The organism is Nitratireductor aestuarii (assembly GCF_014641695.1).
In the GTDB taxonomy this organism is placed as follows: domain Bacteria; phylum Pseudomonadota; class Alphaproteobacteria; order Rhizobiales; family Rhizobiaceae; genus Chelativorans; species Chelativorans aestuarii.
In genome coordinates, this window is the sequence record NZ_BMIF01000004.1 from 41,617 (window position 1) to 67,083 (window position 25,467).

General features: G+C 61.0%; 21 protein-coding genes. 11 read left to right on the forward strand and 10 right to left on the reverse strand.

Features of this window, described 5'->3' with window-relative positions; all coding sequences use genetic code 11:
* Positions 1-69: 69 nt before the first annotated feature.
* Entirely contained in the window at positions 70-1,530 is a 1,461-nt protein-coding gene (locus IEX27_RS08040) for a patatin-like phospholipase family protein (protein WP_244630284.1), read from the reverse strand.
* Positions 1,531-1,769: 239 nt separating this feature from the next.
* Here IEX27_RS08040 and IEX27_RS08045 point away from each other — a divergent pair, with 239 nt between their 5' ends.
* From IEX27_RS08045 to ehuA, 5 genes are all read left to right on the forward strand, one after another.
* Entirely contained in the window at positions 1,770-3,005 is a 1,236-nt protein-coding gene (locus IEX27_RS08045) for an MFS transporter (protein ID WP_210315512.1), read from the forward strand.
* Between the two features lie 278 nt (positions 3,006-3,283).
* Positions 3,284-4,165 carry an ectoine/hydroxyectoine ABC transporter substrate-binding protein EhuB gene (gene ehuB, locus IEX27_RS08050; RefSeq protein WP_244630285.1) on the forward strand — a complete coding sequence of 294 codons (882 nt, stop codon included), beginning with the start codon at positions 3,284-3,286 and terminating at the stop codon, positions 4,163-4,165.
* A gap of 59 nt (positions 4,166-4,224) precedes the next feature.
* Positions 4,225-4,953, forward strand: coding sequence for an ectoine/hydroxyectoine ABC transporter permease subunit EhuC (gene ehuC / locus IEX27_RS08055; RefSeq protein ID WP_188720487.1), 729 nt, complete (start codon positions 4,225-4,227; stop codon positions 4,951-4,953).
* Positions 4,953-5,615 (forward strand): ectoine/hydroxyectoine ABC transporter permease subunit EhuD, encoded by a 663-nt coding sequence (gene ehuD, locus IEX27_RS08060; protein WP_188720489.1) that lies wholly within the window; start codon positions 4,953-4,955, stop codon positions 5,613-5,615. Before ehuC ends, ehuD begins: the two co-directional genes overlap by 1 nt.
* Positions 5,615-6,436: an ectoine/hydroxyectoine ABC transporter ATP-binding protein EhuA gene (ehuA, locus tag IEX27_RS08065; protein WP_280516475.1), complete on the forward strand. Its 822-nt coding sequence runs from the start codon at positions 5,615-5,617 to the stop codon at positions 6,434-6,436. The genes ehuD and ehuA overlap by 1 nt, the downstream gene beginning before the upstream one ends.
* A 147-nt stretch (positions 6,437-6,583) precedes the next feature.
* Here the strand turns inward: ehuA and IEX27_RS08070 are convergent, their stop codons facing one another.
* The 5 genes from IEX27_RS08070 to IEX27_RS08090 form a co-directional block, all read right to left on the reverse strand.
* Positions 6,584-7,339, reverse strand: coding sequence for an ABC transporter ATP-binding protein (locus IEX27_RS08070; protein WP_244630303.1), 756 nt, complete (start codon positions 7,337-7,339; stop codon positions 6,584-6,586).
* Between the two features lie 5 nt (positions 7,340-7,344).
* A complete protein-coding gene (locus IEX27_RS08075; RefSeq protein WP_188720771.1) occupies positions 7,345-8,115 on the reverse strand; it encodes an ABC transporter ATP-binding protein in 771 nt (256 codons plus the stop codon).
* A gap of 17 nt (positions 8,116-8,132) precedes the next feature.
* The gene (locus tag IEX27_RS08080) at positions 8,133-9,278 is read right to left on the reverse strand and encodes a branched-chain amino acid ABC transporter permease (protein WP_188720494.1); all 1,146 of its coding nucleotides are present in this window, start codon (positions 9,276-9,278) and stop codon (positions 8,133-8,135) included.
* Positions 9,279-10,310 carry a branched-chain amino acid ABC transporter permease gene (locus tag IEX27_RS08085; RefSeq protein ID WP_188720496.1) on the reverse strand — a complete coding sequence of 344 codons (1,032 nt, stop codon included), beginning with the start codon at positions 10,308-10,310 and terminating at the stop codon, positions 9,279-9,281.
* An 87-nt stretch (positions 10,311-10,397) separates the two neighbouring features.
* Complete coding sequence (locus IEX27_RS08090; protein ID WP_188720498.1) at positions 10,398-11,747, reverse strand: substrate-binding protein; 1,350 nt, start codon at positions 11,745-11,747, stop codon at positions 10,398-10,400.
* A gap of 149 nt (positions 11,748-11,896) precedes the next feature.
* Between IEX27_RS08090 and IEX27_RS08095 the strand changes: the two genes are divergently transcribed.
* Positions 11,897-13,450: a helix-turn-helix domain-containing protein gene (locus IEX27_RS08095; RefSeq protein WP_188720500.1), complete on the forward strand. Its 1,554-nt coding sequence runs from the start codon at positions 11,897-11,899 to the stop codon at positions 13,448-13,450.
* Here IEX27_RS08095 and IEX27_RS08100 read toward each other — a convergent pair.
* From IEX27_RS08100 to IEX27_RS08110, 3 genes are read right to left on the reverse strand one after another with little or no spacing between them, the layout of a single operon-like run.
* The gene (locus IEX27_RS08100; protein ID WP_188720501.1) at positions 13,414-16,149 is read right to left on the reverse strand and encodes a sensor histidine kinase; all 2,736 of its coding nucleotides are present in this window, start codon (positions 16,147-16,149) and stop codon (positions 13,414-13,416) included. The genes IEX27_RS08095 and IEX27_RS08100 overlap by 37 nt on opposite strands.
* Positions 16,149-16,433: a hypothetical protein gene (locus IEX27_RS08105; protein WP_188720503.1), complete on the reverse strand. Its 285-nt coding sequence runs from the start codon at positions 16,431-16,433 to the stop codon at positions 16,149-16,151. The genes IEX27_RS08100 and IEX27_RS08105 overlap by 1 nt, the downstream gene beginning before the upstream one ends.
* Positions 16,426-16,800 carry a response regulator transcription factor gene (locus IEX27_RS08110; RefSeq protein WP_188720504.1) on the reverse strand — a complete coding sequence of 125 codons (375 nt, stop codon included), beginning with the start codon at positions 16,798-16,800 and terminating at the stop codon, positions 16,426-16,428. The genes IEX27_RS08105 and IEX27_RS08110 overlap by 8 nt, the downstream gene beginning before the upstream one ends.
* Positions 16,801-17,487: 687 nt before the next feature.
* Between IEX27_RS08110 and IEX27_RS08115 the strand changes: the two genes are divergently transcribed.
* From IEX27_RS08115 to IEX27_RS08135, 5 genes are all read left to right on the forward strand, one after another.
* Positions 17,488-20,508, forward strand: a complete 3,021-nt coding sequence (locus tag IEX27_RS08115; protein WP_188720506.1) for an autotransporter family protein — start codon at positions 17,488-17,490, stop codon at positions 20,506-20,508.
* Positions 20,509-20,596: 88 nt separating this feature from the next.
* On the forward strand, positions 20,597-21,046 hold the full coding sequence (locus tag IEX27_RS08120) for a TspO/MBR family protein (RefSeq protein ID WP_188720508.1): 450 nt from the start codon (positions 20,597-20,599) through the stop codon (positions 21,044-21,046).
* Positions 21,047-21,153: 107 nt separating this feature from the next.
* A complete protein-coding gene (locus IEX27_RS08125; RefSeq protein WP_188720509.1) occupies positions 21,154-21,987 on the forward strand; it encodes an AAA family ATPase in 834 nt (277 codons plus the stop codon).
* Positions 21,988-22,034: 47 nt separating this feature from the next.
* Positions 22,035-23,225 (forward strand): vWA domain-containing protein, encoded by a 1,191-nt coding sequence (locus tag IEX27_RS08130; RefSeq protein WP_188720511.1) that lies wholly within the window; start codon positions 22,035-22,037, stop codon positions 23,223-23,225.
* Between the two features lie 100 nt (positions 23,226-23,325).
* The gene (locus IEX27_RS08135) at positions 23,326-24,054 is read left to right on the forward strand and encodes an SDR family oxidoreductase (protein WP_188720513.1); all 729 of its coding nucleotides are present in this window, start codon (positions 23,326-23,328) and stop codon (positions 24,052-24,054) included.
* 2 nt (positions 24,055-24,056) lie between these two features.
* On the opposite strand, the gene IEX27_RS08140 is transcribed toward IEX27_RS08135, so the two are convergent.
* Positions 24,057-25,448 (reverse strand): FAD-binding oxidoreductase, encoded by a 1,392-nt coding sequence (locus tag IEX27_RS08140; protein ID WP_188720515.1) that lies wholly within the window; start codon positions 25,446-25,448, stop codon positions 24,057-24,059.
* Positions 25,449-25,467 lie beyond the last annotated feature (19 nt).

Here is a 25,467-nt window from a genome sequence, read left to right on the forward strand (position 1 = left end):
GTTCCTCCTCCCCAATGGAGTCCTGGCGGATACTACCGGAGCAACGGCAACGTGTCAGTCAGAGGTGCCCTATCTGACCGGACCGGCAGCCGACGAGAGCTGCATCGGCTCCCGAACACCTGCCCCTCTCCGCGTGTCCGCAACGACCTTCATGATCGACTCGTGAGCATAAACAGTACGACGACCGGAATCGACAAGTAGCGCGATGTCTTCCTTCGGCAAGGCAAGGCGGGTCGGCACCTGGTTCAGCCTGTCTTCGGTCTCCTGGTCGAGATCGGCGAAGGCCAGGTGCTCCACCACCACATTCACGTCTCGGCAGTTCCAGCCGCTGGTGGTACCACGGATGCGGCGGACCGTCTCCAGCGGCAGGGAGCAGCGATATTCGATCAGCTGTCGCTTCCAGTCGTCCATCGCAAGCACGAGCGCATCGATGCCTTCGCGCAGAGCGGCAACCATGTTGGTGTCGATGGCTGCTTGCAGAAGCGGCGCAATGCCGGGGCCATGCATGGCCTCACCCCATTTCGCGGTCTGTCCGCGACCTGCATCCGCCACGAGGAAAAGCATGTTACGAACCTTGACCCCATCCTCCGCCGAGAGCGGTCCGTAGGGTGTGCGGGCAGACGCGCGGGCCAGCACAAGGCCGGTGATGCCCAGATTGTCGGTCAAACCGCCGTCAAGCAGCCTCACATATTTCAGGCTGGGGTTCTGTCGGTAGGAAGCAAGCGCGTCGGCATAGGCATGGAGACGCAGTGATGTGTTGGGATCGTCCAGTGCACGTGTCATCCAGGCCGGCTGCTGGTAGGGGCAATCGGCGCTCGGCGCCTGAAGCACCATCGGCGCAAAGACGACCGGGAAGGATGCGGAGGCGGCTACGGCGTCAGCGATCTTGAGCGCTTCAAGGTCACTGCAGAGGGCCGCAAACGTGTCCTCGTTGAAGAGGAAGGGCGTGCGGTTATAGACGTCCGATGCTGTGACCCAGAGGGCGGGAGCGTTCTTGTGCCGGAGGTTGGCAAAGGTCGCGCCTTCATAGAGGTTTTCGTCCAGCCACCTGCCGAAGGAGCTGCGGTCGTTGGCGCCGCCGTGCAGAACGCGCACGAGATTGGCCGGGTTCAGCCCCATCCGCATCGCGCTTTCCGGGTTCTGATGCAGGAACCGCTGGTCGAAATCCTGAAAGCCGTCGCTGCCCTTCAGGGCAAAGTAGCTGGCCATCACCGCGCCGCCGGAAACGCCCGCGACGACCCGCACATTGTCCGCCATGGAACGGCGGTAAGGGACCTCATCGATGATGAGTTCGTCCAGCGCCGTCAGAACGCCGTAGGAGAAGGCGGAAGCCCGCATGCCACCGCCTGAGAAGGCAAGGCCAATGACGGTGGAGCCATCGTCTCCCACGTCCGGAATATATTCTGGCGAACCGGGCCGGGATTCGGAGGTCAGCGTGTTGATCGGCCCGATGTCCTTGATCGAACAGCCTGCAAGGATCACCAGCGCCGACAGCGCCAAGCCGCGAATTGCCCCCAAGATATGCCGCAAAAGTCCACTCCAGCCAAAACAGTTATTGGTTATACCCAACACCTCCTTTGCTTACAATAAAAGGCACTCCCAACGGTCCAGGGATTGAAACTAGGGTAAACCGGCTTCGGGAATCCACCGTATTTCGGGTTGCAGACCCAATGTTGCCTTCTAGGTGATTGAAGAGTGTCCTACACTTAGCCGGCCATCAGGAGCGGCGACCAGGACCGCATAGCCGTGTCGTTCAGAAGGGGCTTCCCGTGATCATCGGACCGATCATCCCAATCCTTACCAGCGTTGCGCTGATGATCCTCGGCAGCGGCGCCCTTTCCACGGTGATCGGCATCCGGCTGGACGCGAACGGCTACAGCCCCATTGCCGTCGGTATCGTCACGGCGGCTTATTACACCGGACTGACGCTTGGATCGCTGCAGAGTACCCGCCTGATCAGTCGCGTGGGGCATATCCGGGCGTTCGCCGCCTTTGCCTCGATCTTCTCGGCAGCAACCCTCGGACATGCCCTCCTGCCCGGCATTGTTGCCTGGTGCGGCCTCAGGTTCGTCATCGGCATCTGCGTCGCCGGTATCTACATGTGTGTGGAGAGCTGGCTCAACGACCACGCGACGAACGAGACCCGCGGCAAGATCCTGTCGCAATACATGATCACGCTCTACGCAGCGATGGCAGCGGGGCAGCAGCTCATCAACTTCGACAAGCCGGGCGCAGCATTCCTGTTCATGATCATCGCCATCCTGCTGTCGTTGTCGCTCGTGCCGATCGCGCTCACGCGCGCCACGGCCCCTGCCCTCCCCAACACAGCCACCGTGGGGCTGAAGAAGCTCTACCTCGCCTCGCCGCTCGGCGTGGCGGGCGCATTCCTCAGCGGTGGGCTCGCCGGCGCACTCTACGGTCTTGGCCCCGTCTATGGTGCGCAGTCGGGTTTCAGCATCTCGGGCACCGCTACCTTCATGACCGTGCTCATCGCCGGCGGCGTCTCGCTGCAATGGCCGCTCGGCTTCCTGTCGGACGTCTTCGACAGACGGCGGGTCATCAACGCCATCTCGATTGCGATGACGTTCGTCTCGATACTGCTGGTGATGCTGCCCAGCGACGAAGGCTGGCTTTTCTCCGGACTGGCCTTCCTGTTCGGCGGCCTGCTCTTCAGCCTCTATCCACTTTCGATGGGTCACACCAACGACCACGTGAGCAAGGAAGAGATGATCGGCACCAGCGGCGCGCTCATCCTGCTCAATTCCTTCGGCGCCATCCTCGGACCGCTCGTCGCCTCATGGGCGATGTCGCTCATCGGCCCGGAGGGCCTGTTCCTGTTCATGGCGATCGGCGCGGCAGGCCTTGGCGCGTTCGGCATCTGGCGAACCTTCGTCCGCGAGTCTCCATCGGCGGAAGACCAGATGGCATTCCAGCCGATTCCGCAGACCTCACCGGCCGTGGTGCCGCTGCATCCGGAGGCGGAGGAAGACGTTGCGGCCCAGTGAGAAAATCTTTCTTCCTGGTGCGCACCAAATCCGGCCGAAAATGCTCGGAAAAGGAATCGTTCAGACTAGAAATAGCCGCATCGTGAACAGCTGCAGATAAAAGATTTGGCCTTTGATATCAGCAGCTAAGATAATCCGCTCGGAAAAATTTTTCACGTGGCGGTTGTCATCGATCATCATATCTTTATTTTGCCATATTCGCACCCGGAACCGTTAGCCGGGATAAATCTTCAAGGAGGTGCAAGGATCTCGTTCCGAAGATCCAATGGAGGTAACCTTTGAACACCATCAATACATCTGACGCGGAAGGTCTTTTGTCCAAAGGCCTGAAAGTTCTTGCAGCAGCCAGTGCCATCACTTTGGGACTCGTCGCAGGAGCTCACGCGCAATCCACCCTGGAAAAGGCGAAAAACGAGGGCGTTATCCGCATTGGCTTTGCCAATGAAGCTCCCTACGGCTACGCCACCCCTAGCGGCGAACTCACCGGTGAAGCACCGGCCGTCGCCAAGGAAATCTTCTCCCGTCTCGGCATCGAAAGTGTGGAGGGGGTGCTGACCGAATTCGGTTCGCTGATCCCGGGCCTGCGCGCCGGGCGGTTCGATGTCATCGCAGCCGGCATGTTCATCACGCCCGAACGCTGCGCTCAGATCCAGTTTTCCGAGCCGTCCTATGGCATCGGCCAGGCCTTCCTGGTTCCTGAAGGCAACCCCAACAATCTGACTGACTACAGCTCTGTTGCCGAAAATGCAGACATGAAGCTTGCGGTGCTCGCCGGCGGCGTGGAACCGGGCTATGCGGAACAGGCCGGTGTCAGCCAGTCGCAGCTCATGATCCTTCCGGATCAGGCGAGCCTGGTAAATGCGGTCCGTTCGGGGCGCGCTCAGGCGGCAGCGCTGACCGCGCTATCGATCAAGCAAATGGCCGATGCCAATGACGGCGTGGAATCCACCGAGCCGTTCGGTGAAGTTGCAGGCCAGTCCGTGGTAGGTCATGGCGGCTTTGGTTTCCGCCCCGACGATACCGAGCTCTATGAAGCGTTCAACGAAGAACTGAAGAAATTCGTAGGCACGCAGGAGCATATCGAGCTCGTGACCGAGTTTGGTTTTGGCGAAGGCTTCATGCCCACCAAGACTACGGCTGAACTCTGCGCCGGCGAATAAAGGAACGTTCTTGATGAAGTGGAGTTTCCGCTAGCGCAAGCTGGCGGAAACATAGCTCTATGCCTTTGAAATCAATAGTTGTCACTGCGATCATTGCCTTTGCCGCGGGTCTCGTCTTTGCGAGCTTCGCGGGCTATGAACTATTCATTCCCGGCCTGCTGGAAGGCACGTGGATCACCATAAAGATAACTTTGGGGGGCGCCCTGCTGGCTGTCGTCGCAGCTTTCATTGCGGCGCTTGCGAAGATGTATGGCCCAGCGCCCATTCGCTGGCTCGCGACCTGCTACATCGAGGTTTTCCGCGGCACGTCTGCCCTCGTCCAGCTGTTCTGGCTCTTCTTCGTGCTCCCCCAGCTCGGGGTGACGCTGAGCCCCATGATGTCTGCCATCCTTGCGCTTGGCCTCAACATCGGCGCCTATGGCGCGGAAGTGGTGCGCGGCGGCATCAACGGCGTCTCGCGCGATCAATGGGAAGCGACCATCGCGCTCAACATGAGCCGCCCGCTGGCGCTGCGCAGGATCATCCTGCCGCAAGCCTTCATTGCCATGATCCCGCCGTGGGGGAACCTTTTCATCGAACTTCTGAAGTCGACCTCGCTCGTCTCGCTGATCACCATCTCGGACCTGACATTCCGGGCGCAGCAGATGAACCAGGCGACGTTCCGCACCCTCGAGATCTTCACGCTGGTGCTCCTCATCTACCTGGGTATTTCACTGCTGATCACCTTCGGCATGAGGGCGCTTGAGCGGATCGCCACCGGTGGCATTGTCAGAGGCAGGGCGAGCTGATGTTCTGGGATTGGGAATATGCCTTCGAAGTTCTGCCGGTGCTGGCCGGCGCTTCGATCATCACCATTCAGGCAACCGTGCTGGGTTTCATCCTCGCACTCGTGCTCGGTCTGATCTTCGCCATCATGCGCATGTCGCGCAACAGGGCCATCAGTGGCGCCACGACGGCGGTGGTCGAGTTCATCCGCTCAACGCCGCTGCTGATCCAGATCTTCTTCATCTACTTCGTGCTTCCGGAATTCGGCATCGTGCTGGATGCCTTCCTAGCTGGAACGCTGGCACTCGGCATTCACTATGCGACCTACTGCTCGGAAGTTTATCGCGCAGGCATCGAAGCCATACCGCGCGGCCAGTGGGAGGCTGCCACAGCACTCAACCTGAGCCCTACGACAACCTTCCGGGACATCATCATCCCGCAGGCGATCCCGCCTGTAGTGCCGGCGCTCGGCAATTATCTGGTGGCGCTTTTCAAGGAAACGCCCCTGCTCTCGGCGATTGCCGTTCTGGAGCTGATGCAGACAGCCAAGATCCTCGGCTCGCAGAACTTCCGCTACATCGAACCCATCACGCTGGTGGGCGGATTCTTCCTCATCTTCAGCCTGATCGCGTCGGCGGCAAACCGCTACGCCGAGCGCAGGCTCTCAACCATCGGTAAGCGATAATGAACGACCAAACGTCCAGTCCCCCCTCGCCAGCCGCCGCAAGTACGCAGGAACCCATGGTGCGCTTTTCGGGTGTCACCAAGCGGTATGGCGATCTGACCGTTCTCGACAACCTCGACCTCGACGTGGCGCCACAGGAAAAGGTGGCCATCATCGGCCCGTCCGGCTCGGGCAAGACCACCGTGCTGCGCATGCTCATGACGCTGGAGCGGATCGACGATGGCGTCATCTATGTGGATGGCAGGCCGCTGACGCATATGGAAAGCAACGGCGGCCTCGTTCGAGCCAACGAGAAATACCTGCGCAGCGTGCGCGGCGACATCGGCATGGTGTTCCAGCACTTCAACCTGTTCCCGCACATGACCGTGCTGCGCAACTGCACGGAAGCGCCGATCAATGTGCTTGGCTTGCCGAAGGCGCAAGCCGAGGAACGTGCTGTAGAGCTTCTGGAGCTGGTCGGGCTTGGCGACAAGCTCGGCGAATACCCGCAGCGGCTGTCGGGCGGGCAGAAGCAGCGCGTGGCCATTGCGCGTGCGCTTGCCATGCGGCCGAAGGTGATGCTGTTCGACGAGGTGACGTCAGCGCTCGACCCGGAGCTTGTCGGCGAAGTGCTGAACGCAATCCGGATGCTCGGCAAACAGTTCCAGCTGACGATGCTGATGGTTACCCACCAGATGGGCTTCGCCAAGGAATTCGCCGACCGCGTCTGCTTCTTCTACGAGGGCAAGATCCACGAGGAAGGCCCGCCGGAGCAGATCTTCAACGCGCCTGAACGCGAGCGTACCCAGCAGTTCCTGAGCGCCGTGCTGGAAGCGGGTTAGAGCTCTTTGTTTGCTCGCGGTTCCGGACGGAAAACCGGTTTCCACTTTTTTCTGGAACCGCTCTCGCATGAAAAAAGTTCAGGAAGCAGCCGGAACTGCTTCCTGAGTCTGACGTGTAGGCTCCTGAGCCCCAGATCGCCCCAGACGTCAGATTGCCAGATACTCCTTGCGGAGAGATTCATTTTCCAGAAGATCCCTGGCGCTTCCAGCGAAGACAAGCTCGCCGGTGTCCAGGATCACCGCGCGGTCGGCCATGCGAAGAGCGGCCACAGCGTTCTGCTCCACGATGATGGTCGTGATGCCCCGCTCCTTGATGCTGTGCACGATGCCCTCGATCTCCTTCACGATGACCGGGGCCAGACCTTCGTACGGCTCATCCAGAAGCAAAAGCTTCACCTCGCGGGCGAGCGCTCTGGCGACGGCCAGCATCTGCTGCTCGCCGCCTGAAAGCGTGACACCCTCCTGCTTGCGGCGGTCGGCCAGACGGGGGAAGTGGGCGTAGATCTCATCAAGCGACCACCCGTGTCCCGGAGCCACCTGCGACAGGGTCAGGTTCTCCTCCACCGTCAGACCCGCGATGATGCGCCGATCTTCGGGCACCAGCTGGATACCGGCGCGCGAGGCCTGCCAGGCCTTCATCGTGTGGATCGGCTTTCCTTCAAGCCAGATCTCTCCCTGGCGCAGCTCCGGATCGTCCAGGCGGGCGATGGTGCGGAGCGTAGAGGTCTTGCCCGCGCCGTTACGGCCCAGAAGTGCCACGATCTCGCCCTGCTGCACATCCAGCGACACGCCCTGCACGATGTAGCTCTCGCCGTAATAGGCGTGTGCGTTGCGCATGGCGAAGAACGCCTTGGACGGATCCGTTTCGGTAACGGCGGCAATTGCTTCGCGCTTCACACTCATGAAGTTCATACCTCCGCTCCTCCAAGATAAGCTTCCTGGACCCTTGGATCTTCCTTGATCTCCTGCGGCAGGCCACTCGCGATGATGCGCCCCTGGGCCAGCACGGAGATCTTGTCTGCAAGCGAGAACACCACGTGCATGTCGTGCTCGATGATGACCTTGGTCATGCCGCGCGACTTGATCTTCTTGAGAAGCTCGATGGTTGTGTTGGTGTCGTGGCGGCTCATGCCGGCCGTCGGCTCGTCGAGCAGGAGCAGGCGTGGCTTCTGGATCAGGCACATGCCGAGTTCCAGCCGCCGCTTGTCGCCGCGCGACAGTGCACCGGCATGCGCCTCGCGCAGGTGGATAAGCCCGACGTCCTCCAGCATATGCTCGGCTTCCTCGCGGATGCCCTTCTCGCTCTCGACCGAGCGCAGCATGTTGATCTTGAAGGCGCCGTCGCGACGGGCAAAGGCGGGCGTCATCACGTTCTGGAGCACCGAGAGATCGGCGAAGATTTCCGGCGTCTGGAACACGCGCGAGATGCCAAGCTGGTTGATCTCGTGCGGAGCCTTGCCGGTCAGAATGGTGCCGTCGAAGATGACCGCGCCGCTCGACGGGGGGATGCGGCCGATGATGACGTTGAGCAGCGTCGACTTGCCGGCGCCGTTGGGGCCGATGATCGCGTGCGTCTTGCCCTCCTCGACCTGAAGGTCGACGTCGGACAAGGCGCGCAGGCCGCCGAAGTTCTTCTGGACGTCAGCGACGTGGAGAACGACATTTTCCCTGGTCTGCATTTCCATCATGCGTTCTCCTATTCCGCCGGCTGGGCGCGGGCCTCGCTGGCGCGCTTCGAACCGTTCCCCATCCGGCCGAACCACGCTGCGATACGGCGCGCGCCTTCCATGATCCCGCCGGGCAGGAACACGACGATCAGCACGAAGACGAGACCGAGCGACAGGTGCCAGCCCTCGCCCACAAATTTCGAGCTAATGGTAACCGCGACCTCGCGGACGCCGTCAGGCAGGAAGCTGTAGAAACTGTTGAGGACATTGGCGTTGAACGACGAGAAGATGTTCTCGAAGTACTTGATGATCCAGGCGCCGAGCACCGGCCCGACGAGCGTACCGACGCCGCCGAGGATGGTCATCAGCACCACCTCGCCCGAGGCAGTCCAGCGCATACGCTCCGCACCGGCCAGAGGGTCGGTCACCACGAGGAGGGCACCGGCGAGTCCGGCCAGCATGCCGGAGATGACGAAGGCGCTGAGCGTATAGGGCCGCGTGTTGAAGCCGGTGTAGTTCATCCGGTTCTGGTTCGACTTGATGCCCTTGAGCATCAGGCCGAAGGGCGAGTTGGAGATCCTCATCGCCAAGAAGAAGGTCGCCAGCAGGAAAAAGGCGGAGAAGTAGAAGCCGTTCCACCCGCCCAGCGACATGCCGAACAGGCTCGGCACCGGCATTCCCGGCGCAGCGTCAAAGAACATGCGGTCGAGATAGCGCGGATCGGACATGGCCATGCGCAGGCCGGTCTCGCCGTTGGTGATCGGGGTGAGCACCGAATAGGCGAGGTTGTAGCACATCTGCGCGAAGGCGAGCGTCAGGATCGAGAAATAGATGCCCGAACGACGCAGCGAGACGTACCCGATGGCAAGCGCGAAGATACCCGAGACGATCAGCGCGAAGAGAAGCGCCGGCACCGCGTTGAGGCTCAACAGCTTGAACGACCACATCGCAGCATAGGAGCCGACGCCGAAGAAGGCGGCGTGACCAAACGAAAGGTAGCCGGTAAGGCCAAACAGGATGTTGAAGCCGATGGCGAAGATACCAAAGATCATGAAACGCTGCAGCAGGTCCGGATAGGCCGCCCCGAACGGGGTGGCCAGGATCGGCAGCAGCAGCACTACAGCAGCGAAACCGGCAAAGAGGATGATGTCGTTGCGTGACATGGAGCTGGTCATTTAGGCCTCCATCACGCCGCGGCGGCCCATCAGTCCGCGAGGACGCACGAGCAAGATGACGACGGCGACGAGGTAGATGATGATCTGGTCGATGCCGGGGAAGATGGCCTTCACCTGAGTCATCGAGGCGAAGGACTGCAGGATGCCCAGCAGGAAGCCGGCAGTGACGGCGCCGGGCAGAGAGCCCATGCCGCCCACCACGACCACGACGAAGGATATGACGAGGAAGTCCATGCCGAGCGTGTAGTTCGGCGGCAGGAGCGGCGTGTACATCACGCCAGCCATGCCGGCGACGACGGCGGCGATGCCGAACATGATGGTGAAGCGGCGGTCGATGTCGATGCCGAGGATGCCAACAGTCTCGCGGTCGGCCATGCCGGCGCGGACCACCATGCCGAAGGTGGTGAACTGCAGGAAGGCGAATACCGCACCGATGATGCTCACCGCAAACAGGAAGTAGATCAGGCGCCACAGAGGATAGGTGATGACACCGGCCCGCATGCCGAGCCAGGCGCCGATATCGGCGGCGCCGCGCAGGTCTGTCGGCATCGGCTGGGGATGCGGATTGGGGCCGAAGAACGCCTTGACGAGCTCGCCGATGACGATGGCAAGTCCGAAGGTGACGAGGATCTGCTCCGCATGCGGACGCTTGTAGAAGAACTTGATGAGCCCGCGCTCCATGGCCACGCCGACGAGCAGCATGACCGGCACGGTGAGCAGCAGCGATAGCGGCACCGAATAGTTGACGAGAATCGCGCCGAAATCACCGAACCAGGCTTGCACCAGCGGCTCGCGGACCTGGAGCGGCTGCCCCCACGGCGACAGCTTTTCAGGATCGATCGTGACCGTCTCCAGCGTCAGGAGCCGCCGGAAGGCCACGGCGCAGAAGCAGCCCAGCATGAACAAGGCGCCATGGGCGAAGTTGACGACGCCGAGCGTGCCGAAAACGATGGTCAGTCCGAGCGCGATCAGCGCATAGGCGCTGCCCTTGTCGAGACCATTCAGAAACTGCAGGAAAATGACTTCAAACATGGCCGGCCTCCCGGACCGTCTTCAGCATGTTGAGCGAATCCCGCCCCGCCGCACAGAGGCGGCGAGGCGGAGGTTTCGGTCAGAAGGTTACGTGCACTGCGGGACCGGCTCTGCGGATCCGAGCTCGCCGCCGAAGATGGACGGATCGTAGGTCGTGGTCTCGCGAGAAACCTCCTGGACCACGTCGAGCACGTCGAACTGGCTGGTCGGGTTCTCGTTGCCACGAACCACCAGCACCGACTTCATGCACTGATGGTCTTCGGCGCGGTAGAGCGTGGGGCCGTTGCCCATGCCGTCGAACTCGAAGCCCTCGAGCGCCTTGATGACTTCCGGCGGATAGAAGGTGCCGGCACGTTCCACGGCGTCCGCATAGAGCAGCGCCTGGACATAGGCCGTATGTGCGGCCTGCGAGGGCGGCGAACCGTAGGCAGCGCCGAAGGACTTGGTGAAGGCCTGCGAGCCCTCGTCCTCAAGCGCCCAGTGCCAGTTCGAGGTACCGAAGATGCCCTTGATGTTCTCGCCCGCACCCTTGGCCATCAGTTCCGAGAACAGTGGCACGACGATCTCGAACTGCTTGCCGTTGGCCTGGCGGTCGCGCATGCCGAACTGCACGGCCTGGGTCAGCGAGTTGACCATGTCGTTGCCGTAGTGGTTCAGGATCAGCACGTCGGCGCCTGAATTGAGGACCGGCGTGAGGAACTGCGAGTAATCGCCGGCTCCGAGCGGCGTGCGGACGGCAGCGACGGTCTCCCAGCCGAGCGCTTCGGTCGCGGCCTTGATCGATTCTTCCTGCGTCCAGCCCCAGGTATAGTCGGCGGTCAGGTGATAGGCGCGGCGATCATTGCCGTAGGCCTCGCCGATGACCGGCGCAATCGCGATGCCCGACTGGTAGGCGTTGAAGAAGTGGCGGAAGCCGTAGCGGCGCTTGTCCTTGCCGGTGGTGTCGTTGGAATGGGTCAGGCCCGCCATGAAGATGATGCCCATCTCCTGACACAGGCTCTGCACGGCGATCGCCTCGCCTGACGACGAGCCGCCGGTGATCATGATGGCGTTGTCACGCTCGATCATGCGGGTTGCACCAGCGCGCGCCACGTCGGAAAGCGTCTGGCTGTCGGACGTGACGAACTCCACCTTCTTGCCGAGGATGCCATTGCCCTTGAGCGCCGAAGGCTTGAGTACGTTCAGAAGGCCACCGTCGCCCTCGCCGTTCAGGTGTTTGATGGCCAGCTCGTAGGCCTTGAGCTCGTCAGCACCTTCCTCCGCGTAGGTGCCGGTGAGCGGCAGGTTGAGGCCGAACGTCACCGTGCCGCCGGTCGGGTTGTTGCAGAAGTCCTGTGCCCAGGCTCCCTTGGTAAAAAAGTGCGGTGTTGCAAGTGTCACTAGACCAGCGCCAGCACCCTTCAGGATGCCACGCCTGTTCATATGAAACTTTGTCATGCGATCTCCTCCACAGAACAAGTTCTCCGAGGAGGAGACAGGTAAAGTAAAATCAAGACAATAGATTCTTGTGATTGTTGATGTTTGTTGTAAATTGCCAAACTGGAATTCAGATAATTTTGTAAACACTTGTACGGCGGGCCATACGGATGCGCGCACCCATAGGCATCAGGATCAGGCGGAAAAGGCTGGAGCTGGGCTTTTCCCAGGCGGCACTTGCGCGCGAGGTCGGGATCTCCTCGACCTATCTCAACCTGATCGAAAACAACAAACGAGCGATTGGCGGGAAGCTGCTGCTGCGTATCAGCGAGCGGCTGGATCTCGATCTCGAGGCGCTGTCAGGATCGAATGAGGCGCGGTCGATCCAGGTCATTGAGGAGCTGCTGGCTGATCCAGTGATGCGCGGCATTCGGATCGAGCCCAATGCGATTCGCGATATCGTCGCACATTTTCCAGAGGCGGGCGTTGCTATCACCCGGCTCTACCGGGCCTACATGGACGCGATGGCGAGCATCGACGTTTATATGCACCGCCTGCGGTCTGATCCGCTTCTGTCGGAAACGCTGCATCTGGTGCTGAACCGTGTCGCCGCCATCCGTTCGGGCGCTGAAATCCTCGCCGGGGTCCCGGATCTCACCAAGGAGGAACGGGACCGCTTCATCGAGACGATCAACAACGAAAGTATCGACCTCACGCCGATCGTGCGCAACCTCGTCGGCTATTTCGAGCGGACCGTCGCACAGCAGAAGGCCATCTCGCCGCTGGCGGAACTGGACGAAGCGATCATCGCGCACCAGAACCACTTTCCGCGGCTCGAAGACCTTGCCGACCAGTTGCGTGCCGAAACGACCTCCGGTGATCGGTGGAGCGAAACGACCCTGGCCCGAGCTTTGCAGGAGCGATGTGGCATCGAATGCCAGCGCGTCACCCATGTGGCGGGGATTACGGCGCAACACCGCTACGATGCGGCCAGCCGGAGGTTTTTGATCCGGACCTCTGCGACAGCGGCCACCCGCCAGTTCCAGATGGCGCGGCTCTACACGCTGCAGTCCGCTCAAGACGCACTGGCTCAGACGGTAGACACACTTGGTCTCACGTCTGACGACGCGCGCAGCCTCGCGATCAATGCCATGGCCTCCTATGTCGCGGGGGCGATGATGATGCCCTATGAGGCATTCCGGAACGACGCGGAGCGCTGGCGGTATGACATCGACCTTCTCGCCCAGCTCTACAATTCCAGCTTCGAGCAGGTCGCGCACCGGCTGGTGACGCTCCGGCGGAAGGATGCGGAAGGCCTTGCCTTCGGCTTCCTGCGGGCCGACCGCGCCGGTCGCCTTACCAAGCGCTTTCCGATCAGCGGGCTTTCGCTGCCGCTTTCCGGCTATGGCTGTGTGCTGTGGCCGATCTACCAGGCGTTCGGCTCGCAGGGCTTCGTGCGGCAGGTCGCGGTGTTCCCCAGCGGCGGGCGGTTCCTGCTGATCGCGAAAGCGGTCGCCAAGCGGGCGTCGAGCTATCAGGAACAGCCGCTCGTCTATTCGATCATGCTCGCAGTTGACCTGGTGCATGCCGACCGCACAGTCTACGGGCAGGGGCTGGATCTCTCGCACGAAGCCGTGCCCGTCGGTCCATCCTGCCTGCTCTGTCCCCGGCAGGACTGCAGCCACCGTCAGGAAGCCTTTGCCTCTGCTTTCGCGATCGTCTGATCAAGTGGCAGGCTGACGCGGAAGCATGCGCCCGGCAGGTGCCCCCTCACCAGTTCCAGCGAACCTTCGAGCTTCGCCACGATCGTATGGCTGATGTTGAGGCCGAGCCCGAGGCCAACATAGCCACCTTCCATGTCTGACCGCCCTGCCCGCACGAACTTGTCGAAGATCGTGTAGCGATAGGGCTCCGGGATACCTTTGCCGTTATCGGAAATCTCGACAACGTAGCGATCACCCTCCAGCCTCGACGTTACGTGCACGCGGGGTCGCGGTGCCTCGTTGTGCAGCATTGCATTGGCGATGATGTTGATGAAGACCTGGCTCAGACGCCCGGCGTTCGCGAAAAGTGGCGCATAGCCTGCACGCTGACCCATCTCGATGGTGACGGACTGCTTGCGCGCCAGCGCCTCGCACACGCCAATCGCCTCGTCCAGCACATCCTCGCCATTGATGGACCGGTTGACCCATTCCTTTTCGCCATGCTCCAGAACGCTCAGGTCGAGAATTTCCTCGATCAGCTTCGTGAGGCGCACGCTCTCGTTATGAATGGTCGAAATGAAGCGGTTGGCCTGATCATCCGGCAGGTCCGGTTCCGAAAGCAGGATTTCCGAGAACGACCGTATTGAGGTCATCGGCGTTCGTATCTCGTGGCTGACGTGGGCGAGAAAGTCGTCCTTCTGACGATGTAGCTCCTGCAGCATGGCGTTGGCATCCTGCAGCTGCTGCGCTGTCGTTCGCAGTTCCTGGGACGTGAGCTCCAGCTGATGGGAATATTCGATTGCCTGCTGCGTCTCGTCGGCAATGCGCATGGCCTCTTCAAGGGGGATCGCGTCACCCGCCACAACACTCGTCAACAGGATGTGGGCCGAGGCTGACCCGATCGAACCGGCAAGTTCCTTTTCCAGTTCGGCGATGAATTCGGGCGGAACATCAAGCTTGGCGGCCGACCCAGCGCGCGACACGCCCGCCGCATGGAACAGGTCGTTCGCCCGTTTCCATCCAAGAACCCGCTCGGCCACGAAAAAGAGCTCACTTGTCGTGGCCGACCCGCGGATGGTGTGCGGCTGGAACGAGGAGCTGCGGCGCAGGATGTCGACAAAGAGCGTGGACTGGAGACGCTCCAGCGCTCCCTGTGCGCTGAAGACAGAAACGAGCGCCAGGATGGAGCAGTTCAGAAGAAGGCTCCAGAACACCGCATGGACGAGCGGGTCGATGTCACTCATGCCGAACAGTGCCTCGGGTCGAAGCCAGGAGATGCCCCAGGGGCCCACTTGCATGACGGACGCGACCCAGGGGCTCGACGCCTGAAAGCTCGGCAGGAACATGGTCCATGCCCAGACGATGAAGCCCACCAGCGTTCCCGAGAATGCGCCCTTCAGGTTTGCTGTGCGCCAGTACAGCGCGGCCAGCACCGCAGGCAGGAACTGCGCCACACCGGCAAAGGAAATGAGGCCGATCGGCGCCAGCGCGTCCGACCCTTGCGTGAGCCAGAAATAGATGAAGCCCAGCGCCACCAGCCCGGCGATGGAAATGCGCCGGCTGCGCAGGATGAGGCGGGCGATATCGCGGTCGCTTCCCTCCTCCGAGACTCGCGACCCTCGCAGCGCCAGCGGCAGCACGATGTGGTTCGACACCATAATGGAAAGCGCAATCGAGGCCACGATGATCATGGACGTGGCGCTTGAGAAGCCACCGATGAAAGCGAAAAGCGCAAGGCTGTCGTAGCCGGCTTCCATCGGCAGGGTCAGCACGTACATGTCCGGGTTGGAACCTGCCGGCATGGTGGTGAGGCCATAGAAAGCGATAGGCGCGGTGAAGACGCTCATCAGCAGCAGATAGGTCGGGAAGGCCCAGCCCGCCGTGCGCAGAAAGTTCTCGTCGGAATTCTCGACAACCGTGATCTGGAACTGGCGGGGCAGGCAGATCACGGCAGAAGCCGACAGCACGAGCAGCGCCACCCAGCGGCTGCCGAGCGGAGATTGTTCGTAGATGTCGAAGCCGGCGGCGGCTGCGTTTTCGTAGATCTGGCCCATGCCACCGCCGAGGCCATAGACGACGAAAATGCCAACAGCGAGCAGTGCGAACAGCTTCACCACTGCCTCGAACGCGATCGCTGCCACGACGCCCAGGTGCTGCTCACGCGCATCGACATTGCGTGTGCCGAACAGGATCGTGAAGAGCGCCATGCAGACTGCGACGCCCAGCGCCAGCGTCAGTTCATCGAAGGCTGCAAGGTGATCGGCATTGCCCGTGCCAACGACGGCCTGAATGGACGACGTGATCGCCTTCAACTGCAGGGCGATGTAGGGCGTCACGCTGATCACCGCGATGAGCGTCACGAGAACGGCGAGCTGGCTCGACTTGCCGAAGCGGGACGAGAGGAAGTCGGCCACTGACGTAATGCGCTGTGCATGACTGATCAGGATCAGCTTTCTCAGCAGAAACCACCAGCCGACGAAGACCAATGTCGGACCGATATATATCGCAGTGAATTCAAGGCCGCTGCGGGCAGCGGTCCCCACCGCACCGTAGAAGGTCCAGCTTGTGCAGTAGACTGCGATGGAAAGCGTGTAAACGACCGGCGAATGGAGGAAGCTTCCCTTGCTTCGGTGCGCGATGGCATCGGATGCGTAAGCAATCAGGAAGAGGAGGCCAATATATCCCACCGCTGTCAGGATGACGAAATCCAGGGAGAGCATCACGTCTCCTCTGTATCGACCGGACTGTTCTCAAGATCCGGTGTCTTTTCCACCGGATGGGTTATTTCCGGCAGTCGGCAGGACAGCCACATGGCGCCCAGGATCAGGAATATCCACACAGCGAAGAGATAAAGAAGGTCGAGCGGCAGGCCGGACACGCTGCTGCGCGTGAGAAACAGGTTCGCCACAATCGGGGCTAGCAGGATGATCCCGAAGATGGGCAGCAGTGCTGCAAGGTCTTCACGTTTGACCCTATCGTCCGACCCGGCCTGATTTCTACGCATGGCTGACGGCGAGCATCTTGCGAACTTCAGCGACCACGTCGCTGTTGGCGTAGGGCTTGGTGATGAAGCTGTTCGCCTTCAGGTCCATGGCGAGTTGCCGGTCGTGCTGCTGACCGCGAGCCGTCAGCACAACCACGGGCGTATCCTTGAATACGGAATGGGAGCGGATGCTTTTCAGCACCTCAAGCCCACCTTTCTTCGGCAGCATGATATCGAGCAGAACCATGCGGGGCTTGAGCTGCCAAATCGCCCGGAGTGCCGCCTCGCCATCTCGGGCAACCTCAACACTCCACCCACCCCTCGTGAGAATGAACTGCAGCGATTCCAGAATCGCAGGTTCATCCTCGACGATTAGAACATCCGTCATTCCGAGCGCCTCCCAACGCTGGCAGGTTTCTACTCCAGACTTCGGAGCCTCCTCAGAACCCCACCAGGTACCATCACACCCCAGATTGCTTCCGACCGCAAGACTGCAAAAGCAATGAACCGGCAAAGCGTGCAGTCGCCCTCTCCTGTGTCGCGGTAACGGCCTGCGATAAACGCCTGGGAACAACCTTTGCGATAATTGCTGTGACGCTTTACACGTAAATGGAATCGGACTATCGGTAAAGATAGCTGTATCATGCGCCGTATCGCCATGACTGTGCGGGCTACCGTTTAAGCCCCTCCGCTCCGAGTAAACTCCGTTACGGTATTCGTTTCCGTTTCTCGCAGCGTTTCTTCTCCGCGTCTGCTTCCGGTGCTTCCACACCCGCACCAGAGCTCCTCCGTCCGCGTCTCAGCTAATTCCACTCGTTCTGCGTCAGGTCCTCCAAGTCACACTGAAGCGCATCCGTCTGCCAACGCACGACCGGAATCGCTGGTCCTCGCTCAAGGAGTAGCCATGCTTTTCAACGACAGTTCATCCTGCTGGGCACTTGCATACCGAATTCAACGACAGCGTTCGGCTCAATCGATCCGGCCCAAGACGGTTTCCGCGGCGGAGAGCAGCAGCGCGCTACGTCTTCCGATGATTTCCGCCACCCTCGTCCCTACCCAGCTCCTGGCGGCATTTTTGGTCGGACTCCTACCGCTTGCAGCGCCAGCGGCCCAATTCACCGCCTCCAACGAGACGGAACTTCTCCAGGCAATCGACGATGCCAATGCCAGTGGCGATCCCAGCTCAACCATCACGCTGACCGACAGTTTCACGATCGCCGGAAGCGGTCTTTCCCAGATCGAAAAAGACCTCGTCATCGACATGGCCGGGCACAAGCTGACGTCGAATTTCAACACGACCTTCGACGTTGCGCAGGGTGCAACGCTGGTGCTTGATGGATCGCTGGAGGTAGTCGGGACGACGGGCTTCAACGGGAACATGATCAAGAAGGGCGAAGGCACGCTGCGCATCAAGGGCGGTCCGAGCGACATCTTCTGGCGTGTGAAAAACGAGGAAGGCCTGCTCGTCTTCGATGAGGGCTCGGTCTTCACCTTCGGTGACTACTTCGGCGACGTCACCAACACGATATCCCTATCGGACATGGCCGCCGGAGTTCGCATTACCGGCCCCGGGACGGTGGTCAGCAACCGCTTCACAACAGTGCTGCAGTCGGACACCGGCGCCAGCCTTGACGTGGAGAATGGCGCAACCTTCAACAGCCAGGGTCTGCGGCTTGGGGCAGTGCCGAACACAACCGGCACACTCAACATCGACAATGCCCACGTCAATATCGATGACACCTACGTTCAGGCTGGGACGGGTGAAATCAATGTGCGCAACGGCGGTCAGATGCATACCGTTACGACGGCCACCGGCGTTGTCATCAACAACCAGGGCATGGGCATACAGGATCGCGGCGGCACAGGTCATTTCGTCGTCACCGGCAACACGTCGCGCTGGGTGAATGACGGCTTCTTCATGATGGCCCGAGGTACGCTGAAGATCCTCGACGGCGGCACTCTGGAAACCGCAGCGCTGCGCGCCGGCTATTTCGACAATGAACTGGTGGCTGACGCCATAGCTGATGTTCTCGTGTCGGGCGAAGGTTCGACATTGAAGGTCACCGGACACGGCACGGATATGTTTGTCGTTGGCGGTGGCGTTGGCAACGTGGAAAGAAGCGCGTCGCTCACCATTGCGGACCGGGGCCTTGTCAACGCTGACAACGGACATGGAACCATCCGTGTCGCGACCCTGCCGAACAGCACAGGCGCCATCAACATCGGCGGCATGAAGGGTCAGGATGCCGAAGTCGCTGGCTTCCTCCACGCTGGAAGGGTCGAGTTCGGGCCTGGCAAAGGGGAGCTGAACTTCAATCACACGAACAACACCTACAATTTCGACATTCCCCTTATCGGCAATGGCGAAATCACCCACGCCGGACCCGGCCGCACGACGTTCACGTCCAACCAGACGCAGTTTACCGGAAACACCACCGTCACATCCGGAACACTTACCGTAAACGGCGTGCTGGGCGGGACCATCGATCTCAAAGGCGGCAGGCTGAACGGCAATGGTACGGTCGGTTCGCTGCAGCAGGAACAGGGCAGCATCATTGCTCCCGGCACCTCCATCGGGCACCTGACGATCGATGGCGACTACAGGGGCGATGGCGGCCTCATCCAGATCGAAACCGTGCTCGGCGGCGACAACTCCCAGACAGACAGGATGACGATCACCGGGGATAGTTCCGGCACGGCCAATGTCGCCGTCACCAATCTGAACGGAACCGGTGCGCCGACGGTCCAAGGCATCAAGATCATCGAAGTTGACGGCGCTTCCAACGCGGCTTTCTCCCTGCTGGGAGACTACCAGATCGACAACCAGTCTGCGGTCGTGGCTGGCGCTTACGCCTGTCGCCTCTACAAGAACGGCATCAACACTCCCATGGACGGGGACTGGTATCTCCGCTCAACGTCCACCCGTCCGCCCGGCGGGGATGACGATGATGACGACGACGATGATGATGATGGCGACGACGACGATGACGGCGGCGGTGGTGGCGGCGGCGGTGGGGGTGGTGGAAATGGAGGTGGCGGCAATGGCGGCGGGGGAAATGGGGGCGGCGGCAACGGTGGCGGTGGCGGGCCGAACCCGACGCCACTCTACCAGGCAGGCGTTCCGCTCTATCAGAACTATCTCGGCATCCTGCAGCAGCTGAATGGTCTGACGACGCTCCAGCAAAGAACCGGAAACCGTCACCCGAATTACGACTTCGAAGCCTACCCCGCGATTGATCCGGCAAGGATCGGCGAGCGGCCCACGGTCTGGAACAGGATCAACGCTGCCCACGCTCATGCAAGCCCGGCGAATTCGACAGCAAAGGGCACGGAATACTCGCTCAGCTCATGGCGTTACGACACGGGCATCGAAGGTCTGCTGGTCGAGAACGGCGGAAGGCTGATCGGCGGGGTCTCGGTCCACCATCTGCGATCAAGCGCAAACGTATCCTCACGCTACGGCAGCGGAACCGTGGACGTGACCGGAACCGGCCTTGGCGCGACAATGACATGGTATAGCGACAAGGGCTTCTATCTCGACGGCAGTGCGCAGGCTACCTGGTACAAGACGGATCTGCGCTCGACCACCGCATCACGCTCTCTCGCGCAGGACAACCGGGGCTTCGGCTACGCGCTCAGTGCGGAAACAGGTGTGCGGATCAACCTGAATGACCACTTCGCAGTGATCCCGCAGGCGCAGCTGTCCTATTCGTCGGTTACCTTTGATCCGTTCACCGACAGTTTCGGCGCCCGTGTTTCGCCGCGCGGGAGCGACAGCCTCACTGCCCGGTTCGGACTGGAAGCCAACTACGAGAACTTCTGGGAAGACGACAACGGCAGAGCCGGTGCGAACCTCTACTCGGTCATGAACCTCCACTACGCGCTACTGAACCGGAACGTGGTGAATGTGGCGGGCGTCAACTTCCACAGCGACGAAGCCAAGGCCCGCGCAAGCTTCGGAGTGGGAGGAAGCCTCAACTGGGGTGACGGCAAGTTCACCGCACATGCGGAACTCACCCACCAGTTCGCCCTTTCCGGCAACACCGGGAGAGACCACGTGACCAGAGGCCAACTCGGGTTCAAGATCCGCTTCTAGTCGTCCTCCAGTTGAAACTCATGGCGGGGCAAGTGCCCCGCCAATTCTTTAGCCGTGAACCTTCTTTGATCTCGTGCGTTCAGGGCCCATGAAAAATTGGCCATCTCTTCTCTTGTTCATCGTTGTGGTCCTCGGTATCGGCTGGGCTGTAGGTTATGTCACTGCCCCCAGCGAATGGTACGCGAACCTCAACAAACCGTTCTTCAATCCTCCCGGCTGGCTGTTTGCTCCGGTGTGGAGCATTCTTTACGTGCTCATCGCCATCGCCGGCTGGCGCGTGTGGAATGCCGGCGAGAGCACGCTGAAGCTGCTCTGGATCATCCAGATGGTGCTGAACTTCCTGTGGTCGCCCGCCTTCTTCGGCATCCAGATGCCTGCCCTGGCGCTCGTGATCATCCTCGTTCTGCTCGTCACCATCTATGCCTTCATCGCGAAGGCGTGGAACCGGGACCGTACGTCCGCCCTGCTCTTCCTGCCGTATGCCGCGTGGGTGACCTTCGCCACGCTGCTCAACGGCTCGATCGTCGTGCTGAACTGAATTCAGGCACATGAATTGCGTATCCGCAGCGGTAGACCTGATGTGCAATAGCCTCTATGAAATCGCCATAGAGGACTGTTGCAAGATTATGGGGGAGATCTACCCGGATGCGTTTTGAAGGCACGGCGTCGTATGTAGCAGACAAGGACCTGATGGTGGCCGTGAATGCGGCGATCGCCCTGGAGCGCCCGCTCCTGGTGAAGGGCGAGCCCGGCACCGGGAAGACCGAACTCGCGCGCCAGATCGCAACAGCCCTTGGGCTCGACATCATCGAGTGGAACATCAAGTCCACCACCAAGGCGCAGCAGGGTCTCTACGAATACGATGCCGTCTCCCGCCTGCGTGACAGCCAGCTGGGCGACAGCCGCTTCAACGACATTCACAACTACATCAAGCGCGGCAAGCTCTGGGACGCTTTCGCCGCCGGCAAGAAAGTCGTGCTGCTGATCGATGAGATCGACAAGGCGGACATCGAGTTCCCGAACGACCTGCTGCAGGAACTCGATCGCAACGAGTTCTTCGTCTACGAAACCGGCGAGACGATCCGAGCCGAAGTTCGGCCGATCGTCATCATCACCTCGAACAACGAGAAGGAGCTGCCGGATGCGTTCCTGCGCCGCTGCTTCTTCCACTACATCCGCTTCCCGGATCTGGACACGCTGAAGCAGATCGTCGACGTCCACTTCCCCGGCATCAAGCCCGACCTCCTGCGCGCTGCACTCACGACCTTCTTCGAAGTGCGCGAGACACCCGGCCTCAAGAAGAAGCCATCCACATCCGAGGTGCTCGACTGGATCCGTCTGCTGGTAGCCGAGGATGTCGATCCCGCCGATCTGCGCGGCGACGCCAAGAACGCGCTGCCGAAGCTTCATGGCGCGCTTCTGAAGAACGAGCAGGACGTGCATCTTTTCGAGCGGCTTGCCTTCATGGCTCGCCGTTAAAGATCTTGCGCGAGCAGTAAGACTGGCCGAGGTGAAAGGCGCAGCAGGTGTTCATTTCCTTCTTCCTTGAGCTCAAGGCGGCAAAGGTTCCGGTATCGCTCCGCGAATATCTGAGCCTTCTGGAAGCGCTGAAGGCCGACATCATCACCTATGATGTCGAGGGCTTCTACTATCTTTCCCGCGCGACGCTGGTGAAGGACGAGCGACACCTCGACCGTTTCGACCAGGTGTTTTCGCATGTCTTCAAGGGGCTGGAAGGGCTCGAAGGGGCTGACATTCTGAGCCCCGAGAACCTGCCGGAAGAGTGGCTGCGCAAGCTCGCCGAAAAGCACCTCACCGAGGAAGAAAAGAAGCTGATCCAGTCGCTCGGCGGTTTCGATAAGCTCATGGAAACGCTCAAGAAGCGGCTGGAGGAGCAGAAGGAGCGCCATCAGGGCGGCTCCAAGTGGATCGGCACCGCCGGCACCTCACCCTTCGGGGCCTATGGCTACAATCCGGAAGGCGTGCGGATCGGCCAGGACGGAAGCCGCAACCGTCGCGCCGTAAAGGTCTGGGACAAACGCGAATTCCGCAATTTCGACGACACGGTGGAGCTCGGCACGCGTAACATCAAGGTGGCGCTGAAACGGTTGCGCCGCTGGGTTCGCGATGGCGCGCAGGAAGAATTCGACCTGCCCGGCACGATCCAGTCCACCGCGGAACATGGCTATCTCGACGTGCGCACGCGGCCGGAGCGTCGCAATGCGGTGAAGCTGCTCATGTTCTTCGACGTGGGTGGCTCGATGGACGACCATATCCGCACAATCGAGGAACTGTTCTCGGCTGCACGGTCCGAGTTCAAGCACATGGAATATTTCTACTTCCACAATTGTCTTTACGAAGGCGTTTGGAAGGACAACCGACGACGCCGTGCGGAAGTCACGTCGACAATGGACCTGCTGCACAAGTATGGCTCCGACTACAAGGTGATCTTCGTCGGCGATGCATCGATGAGCCCCTACGAGATCCGCGAAGCAGGCGGTTCGGTCGAGCACTGGAACGCCGAGCCGGGGTGGGTCTGGCTGCGGCGGGCGCAGCAGCAGTGGCCTCACAGCATCTGGCTCAATCCGGTGCAGGAGGACGCCTGGAAATATACCGCTTCGATCGGAATGATCCGCCAGCTCTTCGACGGCCGCATGTACCCGCTGACGCTGCGCGGGCTGGAAGCCGCCACCCGGGAACTTTCGCGAAAGAGCTGAGACTCCGCAAAACACCAAATCCGCAATCGCGTTTACTTGACAAAGTCTCCGCAAGACTGAGCAATACAGGACATTGACTCAGAGATCTCGGGAGGGGAACTTGGACTCTGTCAGCGGAAAGGTGGCAATCGTCACCGGCTCAAGCAGCGGTATCGGTCTGGGAATTGCACGGGAACTGGCTAAGGCCGGGGCCATTGTCATTCTCGCAGCGCGGCGGGCCGACCGGCTTGCTGAAATCGCCGAAGAAATCGCGGCGGCGGGCGGACGGGCCCATGCGATTCCAACTGACGTGACCCAGGAGGAGGATGTGCTGGCCCTTTTCAGCGAGACGGAGCGGCTGGCGGGTACTCCTGACATTCTCGTCAACAATGCCGGCATTGCCGATGACAAGGCGATCGATGAGCTGTCGCTGGAACGCTGGCGCGAGGTGATGGACGCCAACCTGACATCCGCCTTCCTCTGCTCCCGCGAGGCGTTCCGGGTGATGAAGCAGAAAGGCGGCGGCCGGATCATCAACATCGGGTCGCTTTCCGCGAAGGTCCCGCGGGCCCACTCCATCGCCTACAACGCAAGCAAGTTTGCGATCGAAGGGCTTGCCCGCTCGCTTGCGCTGGACGGCCGGGATTTCAACGTCACCGCTACGACGCTGCATCCGGGATCAACGGTCAGTTCACTCGTGCCAGGCGTGACCGAGCATCTCAAAGAGAACGTGATCGATCCAGCCTATCTCGGACGCTATGTCGTGCTGATGGCGAGCCTGCCGCCGGAGATCGCCGTGCTCGACACGACGATCCTGCCGGTGAAGGTGCCCTTCCTCGGACGGGGGTAACCTTACCCCTCCTGCCCCATCTTGCCGGGATTCATGATGCCCAGGGGATCAAGCGCCTGCTTGATGCGCTTCATGACATCGACCGCATCGCCATGCTCCTTGCGCATGAACTTGAGCTTGCCGATGCCAATACCATGCTCGCCACTTGCCGTGCCGCCCACAGCCAGCGCGCGCTCCAGCATGCGGTCGGCCAGCCGCTCGGCTTCCGCATAATCTTCCGGCTTCTCGGGATCGATGAGATAAGCGGTGTGGAAGTTGCCGTCGCCCACATGGCCGATCACCTGACCTGTGAGGAAGGAAGCAGCGATATCCTCGCTCGCAGCGACGATGCTTTCGGCAAGGCGAGAAATCGGGACGCAGATATCGCCGCCATAAACTTCGCAACCCGGCTTCAGGGCTCTCGCAGCCCACAATGCGTCGTGGCGGGCCTGCCAGAGCTTCGTGCGCTCGTCCGCGTCGGTCGACCACTTGAAGCCAGTGCCGTTGTGGTTAGCGGAAATCTCCTCGGCGATCTGCGACTGCTCGGCCACCCAGGCCGGCGTGCCGTGGAACTCGAAGAAGAGCGTCGGTGCGACCTGAAGGTCGAGCTTTGAATAGGCATTCACGCCGCCGATGGCGACCTTATCGAGAAACTCCACTCGGGCGACAGGAATGCCGTACTGGACGCATTCGATCACCGTCTCCACCGCGCTCTGCACGTCCGGGAAGGCGCAGATGGCAGAGGAAACCATTTCCGGGATCGGATGCAGGCGCACGGTCAGCTCGGTGATGAAGCCGAGCGTGCCTTCGGAACCCACGTAAAGATGCGTCAGGTCGTAGCCAGTCGCCGACTTCTTGGCGCGCGACCCGGTATGGATCACCGTGCCATCGGGCGTGACGACGCGCAGCGCCAGGATGTTTTCGCGCATGGTGCCGTAGCGCACAGCGGTGGTGCCACTGCCGCGCGTGGAAGCCATGCCGCCGATCGTTGCATCCGCACCCGGATCAATCGGGAACATCAGGCCCGTCGCACGCAGCGCAGTGTTCAACTGCTTGCGCGTGACGCCCGGTTCCACCACCGCGAGCATATCCTCCGGCCGGATCTCGATGATCCGGTTCATGTCGCGGGTGCTGACGGTAACGCCGCCCTTCACCGGAATGATGTGGCCATCGAGCGACGAAACCGCGCCCACGGGGATGATCGGAACGAGGTTTTCGGCGCAGACGCGCACGATGCTGGCCACCTCTTCCTCGTTCTGCGGGAAGGCTACCGCATCCGGCAGCACGGCGGGAAACCGCGACAGGTCGCGACTATGGTGTTCGCGCACGGACTGGGACGTAACCAGCCTGTCGGCAAGGATTGTTTTCAGGCCTTCAAGCGCCTGCTCAGTTGTTCTTGTTGTTGTTGTGCTCATGTTAATTGCCCCTCAGCCG

Excerpts from the sequence above, each read along its gene's own strand:
- IEX27_RS08110 (WP_188720504.1), bottom strand. The coding sequence starts at position 16,800 with ATGACGGATGTTCTAATCGTCGAGGATGAACCTGCGATTCTGGAATCG.
- IEX27_RS08080 (WP_188720494.1), bottom strand. The coding sequence starts at position 9,278 with ATGACCAGCTCCATGTCACGCAACGACATCATCCTCTTTGCCGGTTTC.
- IEX27_RS08125 (WP_188720509.1), top strand. The coding sequence starts at position 21,154 with ATGCGTTTTGAAGGCACGGCGTCGTATGTAGCAGACAAGGACCTGATG.
- IEX27_RS08105 (WP_188720503.1), bottom strand. The coding sequence starts at position 16,433 with ATGCGTAGAAATCAGGCCGGGTCGGACGATAGGGTCAAACGTGAAGAC.
- IEX27_RS08090 (WP_188720498.1), bottom strand. The coding sequence starts at position 11,747 with ATGACAAAGTTTCATATGAACAGGCGTGGCATCCTGAAGGGTGCTGGC.
- ehuA (WP_280516475.1), top strand. The coding sequence starts at position 5,615 with ATGAACGACCAAACGTCCAGTCCCCCCTCGCCAGCCGCCGCAAGTACG.
- IEX27_RS08085 (WP_188720496.1), bottom strand. The coding sequence starts at position 10,310 with ATGTTTGAAGTCATTTTCCTGCAGTTTCTGAATGGTCTCGACAAGGGC.
- IEX27_RS08100 (WP_188720501.1), bottom strand. The coding sequence starts at position 16,149 with ATGCTCTCCCTGGATTTCGTCATCCTGACAGCGGTGGGATATATTGGC.
- IEX27_RS08140 (WP_188720515.1), bottom strand. The coding sequence starts at position 25,448 with ATGAGCACAACAACAACAAGAACAACTGAGCAGGCGCTTGAAGGCCTG.
- IEX27_RS08070 (WP_244630303.1), bottom strand. The coding sequence starts at position 7,339 with ATGAGTGTGAAGCGCGAAGCAATTGCCGCCGTTACCGAAACGGATCCG.
- ehuD (WP_188720489.1), top strand. The coding sequence starts at position 4,953 with ATGTTCTGGGATTGGGAATATGCCTTCGAAGTTCTGCCGGTGCTGGCC.
- ehuC (WP_188720487.1), top strand. The coding sequence starts at position 4,225 with ATGCCTTTGAAATCAATAGTTGTCACTGCGATCATTGCCTTTGCCGCG.
- IEX27_RS08075 (WP_188720771.1), bottom strand. The coding sequence starts at position 8,115 with ATGCAGACCAGGGAAAATGTCGTTCTCCACGTCGCTGACGTCCAGAAG.
- IEX27_RS08120 (WP_188720508.1), top strand. The coding sequence starts at position 20,597 with ATGAAAAATTGGCCATCTCTTCTCTTGTTCATCGTTGTGGTCCTCGGT.
- IEX27_RS08095 (WP_188720500.1), top strand. The coding sequence starts at position 11,897 with ATGCGCGCACCCATAGGCATCAGGATCAGGCGGAAAAGGCTGGAGCTG.